The sequence below is a fragment of the Pseudonocardia sp. HH130629-09 genome, assembly GCF_001294645.1.
Classification (GTDB): domain Bacteria; phylum Actinomycetota; class Actinomycetes; order Mycobacteriales; family Pseudonocardiaceae; genus Pseudonocardia.
Genome location: NZ_CP011868.1, coordinates 1,352,881 through 1,365,285, shown reverse-complemented (window position 1 = coordinate 1,365,285; position 12,405 = coordinate 1,352,881). Strand labels below are relative to the sequence as shown.

Annotated in this window: 10 protein-coding genes; 2 read left to right on the top strand and 8 right to left on the bottom strand. The window is 73.0% G+C overall.

The features are described from left to right. Position 1: 1 nt before the first annotated feature. Both XF36_RS06150 and XF36_RS06145 read right to left on the bottom strand, forming a co-directional pair. Positions 2 to 211 (bottom strand): acyl carrier protein, encoded by a 210-nt coding sequence (locus XF36_RS06150; protein WP_168169463.1) that lies wholly within the window; start codon positions 209 to 211, stop codon positions 2 to 4. A 19-nt stretch (positions 212 to 230) separates the two neighbouring features. Continuing rightward, entirely contained in the window at positions 231 to 1,307 is a 1,077-nt protein-coding gene (locus XF36_RS06145) for a hypothetical protein (protein ID WP_060711248.1), read from the bottom strand. A gap of 186 nt (positions 1,308 to 1,493) precedes the next feature. On the opposite strand from XF36_RS06145, the gene XF36_RS06140 reads away from it, so the two are divergent. After that, positions 1,494 to 1,784, top strand: a complete 291-nt coding sequence (locus tag XF36_RS06140) for a transposase (protein ID WP_060710840.1) — start codon at positions 1,494 to 1,496, stop codon at positions 1,782 to 1,784. Next, the gene (locus tag XF36_RS06135; RefSeq protein ID WP_060711247.1) at positions 1,781 to 2,689 is read left to right on the top strand and encodes an IS3 family transposase; all 909 of its coding nucleotides are present in this window, start codon (positions 1,781 to 1,783) and stop codon (positions 2,687 to 2,689) included. The genes XF36_RS06140 and XF36_RS06135 overlap by 4 nt, the downstream gene beginning before the upstream one ends. A gap of 202 nt (positions 2,690 to 2,891) precedes the next feature. On the opposite strand, the gene mobF is transcribed toward XF36_RS06135, so the two are convergent. From mobF to XF36_RS06105, 6 genes are all read right to left on the bottom strand, one after another. Continuing rightward, complete coding sequence (gene mobF / locus XF36_RS06130; protein WP_060711246.1) at positions 2,892 to 7,202, bottom strand: MobF family relaxase; 4,311 nt, start codon at positions 7,200 to 7,202, stop codon at positions 2,892 to 2,894. A 202-nt stretch (positions 7,203 to 7,404) separates the two neighbouring features. After that, the gene (locus XF36_RS06125; protein WP_060711245.1) at positions 7,405 to 8,271 is read right to left on the bottom strand and encodes a hypothetical protein; all 867 of its coding nucleotides are present in this window, start codon (positions 8,269 to 8,271) and stop codon (positions 7,405 to 7,407) included. Further along, positions 8,268 to 8,927, bottom strand: coding sequence for a hypothetical protein (locus tag XF36_RS06120; RefSeq protein WP_238589146.1), 660 nt, complete (start codon positions 8,925 to 8,927; stop codon positions 8,268 to 8,270). Before XF36_RS06120 ends, XF36_RS06125 begins: the two co-directional genes overlap by 4 nt. Then, positions 8,924 to 9,775: a hypothetical protein gene (locus XF36_RS06115; protein ID WP_145981274.1), complete on the bottom strand. Its 852-nt coding sequence runs from the start codon at positions 9,773 to 9,775 to the stop codon at positions 8,924 to 8,926. Before XF36_RS06115 ends, XF36_RS06120 begins: the two co-directional genes overlap by 4 nt. Next, entirely contained in the window at positions 9,772 to 11,736 is a 1,965-nt protein-coding gene (locus XF36_RS06110; RefSeq protein ID WP_238589145.1) for a type IV secretory system conjugative DNA transfer family protein, read from the bottom strand. Before XF36_RS06110 ends, XF36_RS06115 begins: the two co-directional genes overlap by 4 nt. Next, complete coding sequence (locus XF36_RS06105) at positions 11,712 to 12,245, bottom strand: hypothetical protein (RefSeq protein ID WP_145981273.1); 534 nt, start codon at positions 12,243 to 12,245, stop codon at positions 11,712 to 11,714. The genes XF36_RS06110 and XF36_RS06105 overlap by 25 nt, the downstream gene beginning before the upstream one ends. Positions 12,246 to 12,405 lie beyond the last annotated feature (160 nt).

Here is a 12,405-nt window from a genome sequence, read left to right as displayed (position 1 = left end):
ATCAGGCCACGGCCCCCTTCTCTCGCAGGACGGTGTACATCGCCGGCACCGAGGACATGCGCTTCATCTCCGCGACGCTGAAGGACACGTGGAACACCTCCTGGAGTCGTACGATGATTTGGATGTGTCGAGAGCTATCCCAGTTCTCGAGCCGGTCGAGGCCTGTTTCGGCGACGACTTCCCAACGACCGACGCCCAGTACGTCACTCACAACTTCCTCTATGTCCACGTCAGGCCACTCCACCTCGGATTTCGATGTCCGGTGTCGCGTCGATCTCTCCGACGTCCGCCAGGGCAACGGCCAGAATTGCGGGATCTGCTCCGCTCACTAGGACGCCGGGCAGGTTCTCGATCAGCATCCGCAGCGACGCGAATGCGTGGTGGGCGAGATTGCCCGCCGGCGTCAGTTCTGCGGGACGTTCGGGCAGCACGAGCAGTAGCCGGGCCGCGCATTCCGCCCGGTATGCGCGGACGGAACGAGAGAGATCAGTGACAAGCGCGTCCCAGGTCCGCGAGCCAGGCGCAAGACCAGCGTCGGCGTTCGCTAGTGGATCGAGGCCGACGGCCAGCAACCCGAGGCTCGCTCCATTGTGCAATGGTCCGGCACGGTCAGCGAGGAGCTCGAAGATGCGTCCCGGAGGCTGCTTCAGCACGGAGCACTTTGCGAGAGTCGGCGTGTTTGCGACAGCTGCATCTAACGACCCGCAAGTGGTCACGACATCGGCTGAACCGGCCGCGAGCGCCCTACCGTCGATCCAGCTCACGATCCGGTCGGCCAGTACTTCGAAGAACTCGTCAGTATACGGGACGTGTGCGATGCGATCCGAGAACCGATCTCGGACATCGTCGTCACATCCTGGGCTCACCCAGTTGCGAGCCCAGGCGATCTCTACCCCGGAGACTATTGGGGCGGTCCGAGCGATACGCTCGTCAAGCCCGGCCAGATCGGTGGGGTCCGGCGCGTCCGTGGACGGGGGACAGACCACGATCAGTAGTCGGCTCACTCGGTGGTGCCGAATCGCTCGGAGCAACTCCTCCGGTACAGCATCCAGGTCGGCGCGCCTGACCCCGCCCGTACGGTAACGGAACCAGTCCTCCCAACGGATCAGCGCTACGAGGCGCCCGGCCGTCGCGGGCCCGAGCAACTCCCGCACGAGCTGGCCGTAGGGGGCGAAGGAGAGCGTCGTCCACGACCCCGGCCCGGCACAGAGCCTCCGTTCGAGGGGCTCGACCAGTGGGTCGAGGGCGAAAGTCGCGGCTACTCGGACCCCGATCGAGCCGGTCCCGTCTATCCGTCCAGCGTCCACCAAAGCAGCCCCTGCCGTCTAGCTCGTCGCTGTCAGTGGGTGGCAGCCCCAACCCACGACGACCACTGTCCGTCGCGCTGCTACGCGCCTTCTACTGGCGCTCTATCGGCAAGCCCCCGGGGGGAGGTCGTGGCAGGTTGTGCGGTTCCCCCATGATCGGGGAGGCATCAGCTATAAGGGGTAGCGATGCCAGAGGTACGGAAGCGCTACGACCGGGAGTTCCGTGACGGAGCGGTCCGGGTCGTGGAGGAGACGGGCAAGCCGATCGCCCAGGTCGCCCGTGACCTGGGGGTCAACGAGGGCACGCTGGGCAACTGGGTGGCCCGTGCACGAGAGGCCCGCGAGGACACCGAGGGCCTGTCTCGCGGCGGCGTCGAGGAGCTCAAGCGGCTGCGCGCGGAGAACGCCGAGCTGCGGATGGAGCGTGATGTCCTCAAGCGATCCGTGGTCCTGTGGGTCAAGGAGGCGACGAAGTGAGCGTGGCCCGTTTCATCGCCGACCAGAGGACCTTCCACCGGGTGCCGCACACGCTGGCCTGCGCCCTGTTGGGGGTGTCGATCTCCTGGCTGTACAAGTGGCTCGACCGCGCCGCGCGTTCCGACGGTGGTGCCACCGCGACCGAGAAGCGCCGCTGCGCGTGGGACGCCGCCGTGGCCGTGGCGTTCGACGACGCCCAGCGGCTACACGGCTCACCCCGTCTGCACGCCGACCTGTGTGAGGCCGGATGGCGGGTGTCGGAGAAGACCGTGGCGGACTCGATGCGCCGCCAGGGCCTGGTCGCCCGCCGGATCAAGCGGCACAACGGACTGACCCGCCAGGACCGCACGGCGCCGAAGTTCCCGGACCTGCTTCGTCGGGGTTTCACTGCGGCCGAGCCGAACCGCAGATGGGTCGGGGACATGACCGAGATCCCCACCGCGGCCGGGAAGTTGTATCTGGCCACGGTGATCGACCTGTACTCGCGGCGGCTGCTCGGCGCGGCCACGGGGCTGCACCCGAACCCCGAGCTGGCGTGTGCGGCGATCCGGATGGCGGTGGCGGCCCGCGGCGGGGCGGACCGAATCGCCGGGGTGATCTTCCACACCGACCGCGGGTCGACCTACACCGCGGGCGCGTTCACCGCTCTGTGTCGGCGGCTCGACATCCGTCAGTCGATGGGCCGGGTCGGGTCGTGTTTCGACAATGCCGCGGCGGAGGCGTTCTTCTCCAGCCTGGAGTGGGAAGTGCTGTCCCGCAACGACTTCGACACCATCAGTAGGGCGCGGGCGGCGGTCATCGACTGGTGTTACGGCTTCTACAACCACCGGCGGCGACACAGTGCCGCCGCCGGGCTCTCACCGATCAACTACGAGAACGCCGCCCTCACCCGAGACGCGGCATAAGAACCCTCCACGATCTCGGGGGAACCGCATTGGGACGAGGACGAATCGGGTGTGAACACGGTGGCCGGTCGGTAGGAAGCCCGCTGACGGCGCTATCACGCCGACCTCCGCGAGCTCAGTGCCTCAGCCGCCAAGCTCTCGCCCGCAGGTCTCGCGGTGCACGCCTCGACGACGAGCGGGGTAAAGCGCGGGACGGAGTGCATCACGGCATCGCGTCGTCTCCCCATGAGTCAGCGGTGTCGTCGGTGTGCCAGCGGGTGAGGTGGGCGGCTCGTTCGTCGTTGTCGGGCTCGTCGGCGGAGTCGCGGTAGGCGATCTCGTCGAGCACCCGTCGGGCGTGCTGGACCGCCTGTTCGGTCTGCTCGGCCTCCGGGACCCGCACGACGTCCTCCCCGATCTGGGCGGGCGGGACCTCGCGCACGTCCTCCCGCCGCGTCTCGGCGGCGGCCGGGTCGTCGGGGCGGTCGTCGTTCAGGTGGTCGGTGATGTCGTCTTCGGTGATCTGACGGTGCTGTTCCTCGTCGGCCAGGGCGGTGTCGTGGGCGGTCTTCCATTCGGCGGCGGTGACCCGGTCGTCGGGATCGTCGTCGGCGTCGCGGGCCGACAGCTCAGCCTTGGACAGCTCCGCCTGGGCGCGGGTCTCGGCGGTGTGGGCGAGCCACCGGCTGCGGGCCTGGTCGACCTCGGCCAGCTCCGCCGCGCGCTGTTCAAGGACCGCGGCCAGGGCGGCGGCTTGGGTGGCTTCGTCGGTGAGGCGCTGTCGTTCGGTCGGGTCGGTCGCGGTGTCGGCTTCAGCGCGGTGTAGGGCGGCGTCCTGCTGGTGGCGGGTAGCGGTTTGGCGGGTGGCGGCGAGCTCGTTGGCGACGTAGCGGGGCGCGGCGGCGAGCTCACGCTCGTAGGCACGCACGCGCATCCGGAGTTGCCCGTTGGACAGCTCCAGGTGTTCGCGGTCGATCTCGGGGCGTCCGAGGTCGCGCCACGCGGCCCGGTAGGCGGCGAACTGCTCGACCTGCCCGGGCAGCGGGGCCGGGCCGAGGGCGTCGTCGGGGTCGTCGTGCCCGCGCGCCTCCCGGTAGGCGGCGACCCTCCCGACGGCGTCGGCCCACGCAGCGCGGGCCGGGGCCTCGACGGGGACCTCGCCGAACGCGGCGACGGCCCACGGCTGGGGTTCGTCGGCATGCTCGGCGCCAAGCGCGTGGGCGCGGTCGTCGGCGGCCTCGGCGAGCGCACGGAGGTAGGTGTCCCACTCCTTGTCGTAGGTGCGCGGGGTCCAGTCGGCCCAGGATTTGCCGGTCGGGTCGAACCTGTGGGCGGCGCGGATGCGGGAGTAGACGACGTTGGACACGTTCCGTGCGCCGGTGAGCGGGCCCCGTTCGACGGCGTCGGTCAGCACGGTGTCGGGGTCGTGACCGGCGAGTTCGGCGCGGCGCAAGATCCGCGTCAGGGCGCCCGTGCCGTCCTCGGCCGCGATGCGGGTGCGCTGGGCGACGGTGAGGGCTCCGGTCGCGGTGAGGCGGTCGAGGGCGTCGTGGGTGCGTTCGGTCGCGGCGAGCTGGGCGGCGTCGGCGAGCAGGTCGGCGGCGGTGCGGGTGCTGCCCGCTTCGGCAGCGGAGTCAGCAGCGAGAGTGAGCGAGGAGCGGGTCACGGCCTGCTCGCTGGTGTCGAGGATCGCCGCGAGGACGGCGACGGGGTCGCGGTGCAGGCTGTGCCCGGTGGTGGTGCCGCGGGCCGGGTCGTCGGGCCCGGTCCGAGTGGCGACGTGCGCGGTGTTCGCCTGCCGGCCGCGGGACATGCCCACGTAGAACGCGGCGGGGGTGGTGGTCTGAGTGGCCACGGTGTGGGTGGTGTCGACGGTGGAGCCCTGGGCGGCGTGAACGGTGGAGGCGTAGCCGAGGGCCAGGTGGGCGTCGACGTAGTCGGCGGGCAGCACCAGCCGCTCGTCGGCGCCGGTGCTGCTGTCGGGGTCGGTGGTGACTTCGAGTGCGCCGTCCTCGCGGACGGCGGTGACGCGGTAGGTCTCGCGGTTGATCGGTCCGCGCCGGTTGCCCTCGACGCCGATGAAGTTCCAGCCGTTGCTGCGGGCCTGGACCAGGTCCCCGACCCCGGCGAAAGTGCCCTGCAGCCCGAGCGGGACACCGTGCTCGGCGACGTGTCCGAGCCGGACCAGCTCGTTGCGCAGCTGCGCGGACAGGCGCGCGGCCTGGTCGTTGGTGTCGACCAACAGCAGCGACCGGCGCCCGTCGAGGGTGTCGGCCAGCCACGCCCGCGCAGCCGAGGTCTCGGCGTCGTCGCATGTCCCGCCGTCGATCAGCCGGCCCTGCTGGTGGTACTCGCGCAGCACCGTCTCGTCCCCTGCCCGCAGGCGCAGCGACGCGGCGCGTTCCCACCCGCCGGTGAAGCGGCGGGCGTCGGTCAGCTCGTAGCGCGACCCTGCCGCGGCGAGCATGTCCATCCCGCCACCGGCACCGACGGCGGCGAGCTGCTTGTGGTCCCCGACCAGCAGCAGCTTCGCCCCCGCCGTGTGGACGTGGTCGTGGATCGCGGCGAGCGCGGCGGTGTCGGTCATCGCGGACTCGTCGACGACGACAAGATCGCCGTCGCGCAGCCGCCACGCCTCGTCCCCGTCGACGGTGCGGCGCTCCGACTGGGCGGCGGCGAGCCGGTCCTGGGTCGCGAGCCACTGGGTCACGTTCCGCGCGGTCAGGCCTTCGCCGGTCAGGACGTCGGTGGCGACCTGGCTGGTCGCCAACCCGAACACTCGACGTGCCGAGTCAGGGTCGGTCCAGGCCCGGGCGAGAGTGCCGACGACGAATGACTTCCCGGTCCCGGCCGGCCCGATGAGGGTCTCGACCCGGGCGCCGGAGGTGAGGATGCCGCGCACCGCGGCGGCCTGGTCGGCGCCGAGACGCACCCCGTCGCCGTCGAGCCGGGCCAGGAACTCGGCCGCAGCCTGATCGGTGAGCGCGGCGCCGTCGCGGGACCCGGTCGCGGCCAGCAGGACCCGCTCGGAGCGGACCTGATCAGGGGTGGAGTAGATCCGCCCGCCCGGAGCTCGCATCACGGACTCGCCGTTGTCGAGACGCAGCTCGGGCGGCAGCAGACCCTCACCGGGACGTTCGGCATCCATCGCGACCGCGTACTGCAGGGCCTCATCGGTGAGCTGGTCGAGCAGCTCCCCGACGTCGGCGCCCTCAGGAACGCCGAGGTAGTCCGGCAAGGCGGCGTTGATGGCACGGGTCAGGTCCGCGCGGGTCCACCCCGCCTTGCGTGACGCGACATCGGCCAGCGCCAGCTCGATCACCGCGTGGGGGTTGAACGCCTGCGGGGTGACGCCGTCGCGGCGGGCGGCCAGCGCGGCGTCGGCGACCGCGGCCAGGCCGCCGTCGATGTCGGCGCGCATCCGGTTGTTGATCCGGTCGAGGAACTCCTCGCGGGTCTCGCCGTCGTGGGACTTCGACGCCCTCGTGGCGAACGTGGCCTGCCGCGAGATCCGGTCGCGCTCGGCGGAGTTCGGGGCCCGGCCGTAACGAGCCTCGAAGAACTCGAACAGCTCCGCGGTCTTGGCCGCGACCGCGCGGCGGCGCGAGGAGAACAGGGCGAGGGTCTCCTCGGCGATGCCGACGACCTCGCGGGACTTGCCGTCCGGGCGGGTCGCCAGCCCCATCCCCAGCGCGTGGGTGATCCGCTCCTCGGTCGTGCGCTCGGCCACCGCCGCGGCCGCGGGCCGCCACCGGAACAGGCTGCGCCCGTCCAGAGTGCGCCACGCCCCGTCCGGGCCCTCGACGCGGTTGAGGATCGTGTTGTGGATGTGCAGCTGCGGGTCCCGATCCCGGGAGTCGTGCTGGAAGAACGACGCGACGACGAAGGCGTCCGAGTCCACCCACCGCCCGGCCGCGCCACCGTGGTGCCCGATCCTCGAGTACCCGGCCTTGTCCTGCAGGTAGGCCAGGGCGGCGTTGTTACCGGCCCAGATCGCGTCCTCGACCGCCTGACGGAACTCGCCCCACGCGGCCGCCGTCTGTTCGTCACCGGCGTTGCGGGCGGCGACCTCGCGAGCCTCGAACGCGGTGTGCAGCAGCGTCACCGACTTCTGCACGGAGAACGTCGCGTCCAGGAACGCCACATTGTGCCGGGCCGCCTTCCCGGCCTCGGTCCGGAGCTCCGCGCGGCGTTCCGCCGAAGCGTCCGGTTCGCGTTCCAGCGCGGCGGCGTAGAGGTCGTCCTCGGACAGGAACTTGCGTCCCGCGTGTCCCAGCGTCCCGACCTCGTCCCACCGGGACCGGTCACCGAACCCCTCGTCCCGCGGATCGAGGAACCGCTCGTAGACCGCACGCATGTCCTGGGCATCGACCAGACCGGTGAGCCCCAGTTTGTCCGCCCCGGCCCCCCACCAACGCCCCGGCGGCTCGCCCTCGGCGACCGCACCGGTGTAGTAGTTCTCCCGCCCTGCCGCGACCTCCTTCAACAAGTACTCAGGGCTGTAGCCCGAGGCGATACTCAGCACCCCGACCACCCCGAAACGATCGTGAAACGGACCAGATCAAGATCGACAGCGCGCGGGGTGCCGCGTGGCCGGCCGGAGGCCGGCCCGCCCCTTCGGATCGTGATGCATCGGTGTGATGGCTTTGATCTTGGGCTCTTGTTGCTCTGTTCGGGGTAGTCGCTCTGGGTTCTCGTCGCGTGCTCGGTCGCGGTGGTGTTCTGGCTGCTGGTGGTCATCGGGTGGTCCTGTTCTGGGGCTCGTCAGGGACGAGGTGCAGGGCGTTCGGGGCCTGCTGCGGGGTGTTGCGGAGCTGCTGGAGTGCTCGGGCGGCGGTGCCGCGGCCGACGTCGGCGAGGTCCTGTAGGTCGCGCACGGTCGGGAGGTCGCCGTGGTGCTGACGGTGGGCCTGGGCGGTGGTGCGGGCGCGTTCCTGAGCGCCCGCACCGGTTCCGGGCTCCGGCCGGACCGCCGGGCGGGGTGCCGGGTGGGACACCGGCCGCGGCGGGGCCGGGATCACCGGCCCGTCCAGCGCGGGCGGGACACCCGGGCCGCGTCCCACCGGGTCGGGGCGTTCCACTGGTGTCCGACCGGACGGCGGGACGGTGATGGTCGCCCGGACACGCGGCCCGGACACGCCGTCGGACTCGGGCCGATCCCGGTCCGCAGGTCTCGGCTCGGGGCGGGTCTCGGCGAGGAGGTAGAGCAGGTGCGCGACGACGGCCGCGGCGATCGCGGGCCACGCCCCGACCCCGAACCGCAACACCGCATCCGCCTCGACCGGCGGGGCCCCGGGAGCCTGGGCGGGCCCGGCGAGGAACACCGCCTGCGCCAGACCCGACAGCCCGGCGGCGACGATCACCACGCTCCACGCGTAGCGGGCGGCGCCACCGGACAGCCGCGCGGTCGCGGTGTAGGCGACCAGGGCCAGGCCGTCGGTGATCAGCGGGTAGATCCACGCCACCGCGACCGGGACCCGCGCGGCGACCGCGACCTCGAACAGGCCGTGCGCGGTCGCCACCGCGGCGCCGATCGCGACGGCCAGGCCCGGGAGCCACACCGACGCCCGACCCCAGCGCGCCCCGCTTCCCGCGGCCGTCATCGCAGAGCCGTCCCGATCGGGCCGGCGTCGACCGCCGGGGCGGGCTCGGGCGGGGCCTGGTCGCGCTGCCCGGCCCACCACCGGGCGATCTCCTCGACGTGATCGGTGCCCGGAACCGGCAGCGCCGCGCCGCCGGGGGCGCTCCAGCCGGGGCGGGTCTGGTGTCGCTCGATCGAGCACGACCCGGCCTCCTTCCGGATCCGGTTGACCACCCCGGGCCGCTGCCGGTCGTGCCAGTCCCCCGCCGCGCCGACCGACGCGGCCGGGCCCTGGTAGGCGGCGAGCCAGGCGTGCATGAGCCAGAGCAGCTCCTCGACGACCTCGGGGTGCCACAGCCAGCACTCGGGAAGCACCTTCGCCGCGTCGGGGTAGCGCAGGAACACCGCCTGCGCCCACCCGCGCAGCTCGTCGAGCAATCGCCGGGTCTCGGCGGTGTCGATCGGGGCCAGCAGCCACGACGGCGCCGCCGGGATCCGCCGGCGTGCGGTCACCGCGGCCAGCGCCTCGGAGAGCTGCCCGACGAGCCGCCCCAGCTCGCCGACCTGGTCCGGGATCGGCTCCAGCTCCGCGACCTGGCGGCGCAGCGTGTCGACCTGTCCGGCCAGCCGGGCCAGCGCTCCGCCGTCGCCCGGCTCGGGGTGCGACGGCGGGTTCACCGCTCCCACCCCGTCCCCTCACCGTCGACCGACGGGGCCCGGTCCGGAGCCGGTGCGTCGTCGAGCTGGTCGGCGACGGCCTCGGCCTGCGAGGCGCGCACCAGGTCGGAGAAGCGGCGGACCTCGACCTCGGTCAGCGGCCGGACCCCGCCCTCGGCGGTCTCATCCGGCGTGAACCACATCCCGCCGACGAACGCACCGTGCCCCTCGGCGAGAACCCGCTCACGATCTCCGGGCTCCTCGATCTCCGCCGGGGGGCGGTCGTTCGGGGTGTGCACGTCGTCCTCCTGGTCGTGGTCGTTCTGGTCCTGGTGGTGCTGCTCGGTGAGGGCGGTGGCGGTTGCGGCGGCCTCTGCTGCGGCGACGCGGACGTCGTGAGCCGCGACGGCTTCGCGGTGCGAGCGCTCCCGGCCCTCTCGGGCGACCGTCACGAGCCGCGGCTGCGGATCACACGCCGCGGTGTCGGTCAGCTCGTCCAGCCCGACCCGATGGGCGCGGTAGCCCCACATCTCCGCGTCGGAGTGCAGCGCGAACAGCCGGGTCGGGTCGGTGATCGCCGACGTCCCCCGGGCCTCGCGTAGCGCCGCGACCGCGGCGGCGTCCGCCCGGGCGCGGGCAGCGGCGACGGTCTCCCCACCCGCGAAGTCGACCCACCCGAACCGGGCACGGGCGTCGTCGACGTCGAACTCATCCATCCGCCACCCCGACGACGGCCGGCCATGCACGCCGGTCGCGTCGCGCAGGTAGGAGGCGACGACCTGCTCGGCGTCCGCCCGGCCGCCGGGGAGGTCGGCGGCGAGCCGGTCGACGGCCTGGGCCGGGGTCAGAAGCTCGTAGCGCTCGCTCATCGGGTCCACCGCCCGTCACCCGCGCCATCGGCCGGGCCGGCCGGACGACCGCCCTCACCGTCCGGGCCCGGTTCGAGCAGCGCCGTCGCCTCGACGGCCCGGTCCTGCTCTCCGCCGCGGCGGATCGCGCGCAGCTCCGCGAACATCCGGTTCGACGACCGCACCCGCTCCGCCGCCTCCCCGTAGCGCTCCGGCCACCGTGCGGCGAGCGCGGTCAGGGCGTATTCGAGCTGGAGGTCGGCCCACGTCCGGACCGCCTCGCCGCGGCGGTGCCAGCGGGACTCGGCCTCGATCCGCCGCAGCAGCCGAGCCCGACGGCGCACGTCACGGCGCTTCCACGCCATCTGCGCGCGCCCGATCACCGGGGCGATCCCGCGCCGGATCACCACCACCCGCCCCGCCGGCAGGTTCGCGATCTGCGCCGGCGCCAGCACCGGCACCTTCCGCACACTGCGCGAGGCGACCCGGCCGTGGTCGTCGGTCGTGGTGACTCGCTCGTCGCGCTCCCCGGCCAGGGTGGACCAGAACTCCAGGTCCGCCTTGTCCCGCGTCCCACCGAAGATCATCACCGCGGCGGTGTTGTTCAGGATCGTCGCCGCCTTGTGCTCCCCCCAGCGGGCCAGGAGCTGGGCGCGGGACTGGAACGCACACAGGATCGTCACACCACGACCGCCCATGTCCGCCGTCCACGACTCCAGCGGGACCGGGCTGATCAGGGCGGCCTCGTCCAGGAACAACCCGAGCGGCGGGTCGAGCCGGCCCTTCGGCTGTCCGGCGGCCAGGCGTCGGGCCTCGCGGGCGATGTGCCCGGTCAGCGCGCACACCAGGGGTGCGGTCTGGGCCTCCTCGGCGCCGAGCAGGAACACCGTCGCGCGGTCGTCCAGGAGGCGGGCGACGTCAAACCCCTCCCCCGGCTCCGCCGCCGCAGCCGCCGCCGGATGCGTCAGCCAGCCCAGAGCGGGCATCACGCTGGAGGTGATCGAGGACCGGGTGCGCTCGTTGGTGGTCAGGAACTGCATGACGTCCTGCTCGAACGCCGTCACCCCCGACCGACGCAACAGAGCCGGGGCCTCGCGGCCGGCGGTGTCGGGGTCGGCGACCCAGCCGAGGACGTCGGCCATCCGCTTCCCGCCGAGGGCGGCGGCGTGCAGCAGCGCGGCGAGGACGCGGCGGGCCTGACCGTCCCAGAACTCGCGGTCCCCACCGGATCCGGAGGCGACGGCGGCGAGCATGTCCGTGGCCCGTTCGGTCGCGGTCACCGGATCCGTGCAGCCGGTCAGTGGATCGAACGTGATCGTCGAGGTGCGGTCGCCGAGGCCGGCCGGATTGAAGACGAACACCTCGCCCCGTTCCTGGCGGCGCAGCGGCCCGCACAGGTCCAGCAGGTCGGTGCGGGTCGAGGTGACCAGGGCGGCGCCCGGGGCATCGAGGACGCGGCCGGCGAGCCACCCGGTCTTTCCCGTGCGGGGCCCGCCGACGACGATCACCACGTCCTCGACCAACGCCCACACCCGAAGTGCCCCGGTGCGGCACAACTCCACGGCGGCCTCGCTGGTCGCGAGCCGGGCCCGCTGCCACCGCGACAGAGCGGTCAGAGACGGGCGGACGGTGCCGGTCCGTCGGCGGACGGCGAGGGTTCCAGCGTGGCGGACGATGTCCAGCGACGAGGCCACGCCGACCTTGCGGCGGGACCGCGCGGCCCAGCGGGACACGGTCGCTGAGGAGCGCGACCAGCGGTGCCACACGATCACCCCGGCCAGCCCGGTCACAGCGATGAGGGCGGGCCACGAGAGGGCGGTGACGATCGTCGCGGCCGGGAGCAGCGCGACCAGGGCGAGGCCGGCAGCCAGAGCGCGGGCCCCGCGCGCCCAGGCGAGCAGGGCGCCCGCGGCGAACATCGCCAGGACGAGGGCGGTGGAGCTGAACAGGATCTCCATCAGTGCTCCCACCCCTCGTTCCACGCCTGCACCTCGGCGCGGTGGCGGGTGCAGCCCTTGGCGTGGCCGTCCTCGCTGTTGGCGGGGTTTCCCTCGAACGGGCCGTGGTCGGTGACCAGGCCGTCGCAGGTCGAGCAGCGCCAGTACGCGCACGGCGTCCGGAACGAGCGGACCCCGTCGCGCTCGGGGTCCGGGGCACGGCCGCAGACCAGCCAGTCGAACGCCGCCTCCCCCACGACCGCGACCTCGTCGGTGGTGATGTCGAGCGCGTCGGCGATCTGGTCCCAGGACCGGCCCGCCGCGCGGGCGGCTCGGGCGTACTCGGTGAGCTGGGACTCCGCCACCGTGTGCACGAGCAGCGCGGCTCGGATTCCGGTCAGGGGGTCGTCGAGGTGGCGGTCGGTGAACACGGTGAATCCCGGGATCGGGACCTCGGTCTCGGTCGCGCCGAACGCCTCGACGGCGATCCGGCGCACCAGCTCACGGACCCGACCGGACACTGCGGTCCTCGGGGACGCGTCGAACACACTCATCACCGACCACCGCCCGCGGTGACCACGAGGGCAGCGGCCCACCGGTCGACGGTCCGACGGGTCACGCCCAGCGTGCGGGCGACGTCGCCGCGGTCGGCTCCCGCGGTGAGCGCGGCGCAGCCCGCGGCGATGACCGGCGCCCGATCGGTCCGCGGCGACG

Excerpts from the sequence above, each read along its gene's own strand:
- XF36_RS06115 (WP_145981274.1), bottom strand. The coding sequence starts at position 9,775 with ATGAGCGAGCGCTACGAGCTTCTGACCCCGGCCCAGGCCGTCGACCGG.
- XF36_RS06125 (WP_060711245.1), bottom strand. The coding sequence starts at position 8,271 with ATGACGGCCGCGGGAAGCGGGGCGCGCTGGGGTCGGGCGTCGGTGTGG.
- XF36_RS06140 (WP_060710840.1), top strand. The coding sequence starts at position 1,494 with ATGCCAGAGGTACGGAAGCGCTACGACCGGGAGTTCCGTGACGGAGCG.
- XF36_RS06105 (WP_145981273.1), bottom strand. The coding sequence starts at position 12,245 with ATGAGTGTGTTCGACGCGTCCCCGAGGACCGCAGTGTCCGGTCGGGTC.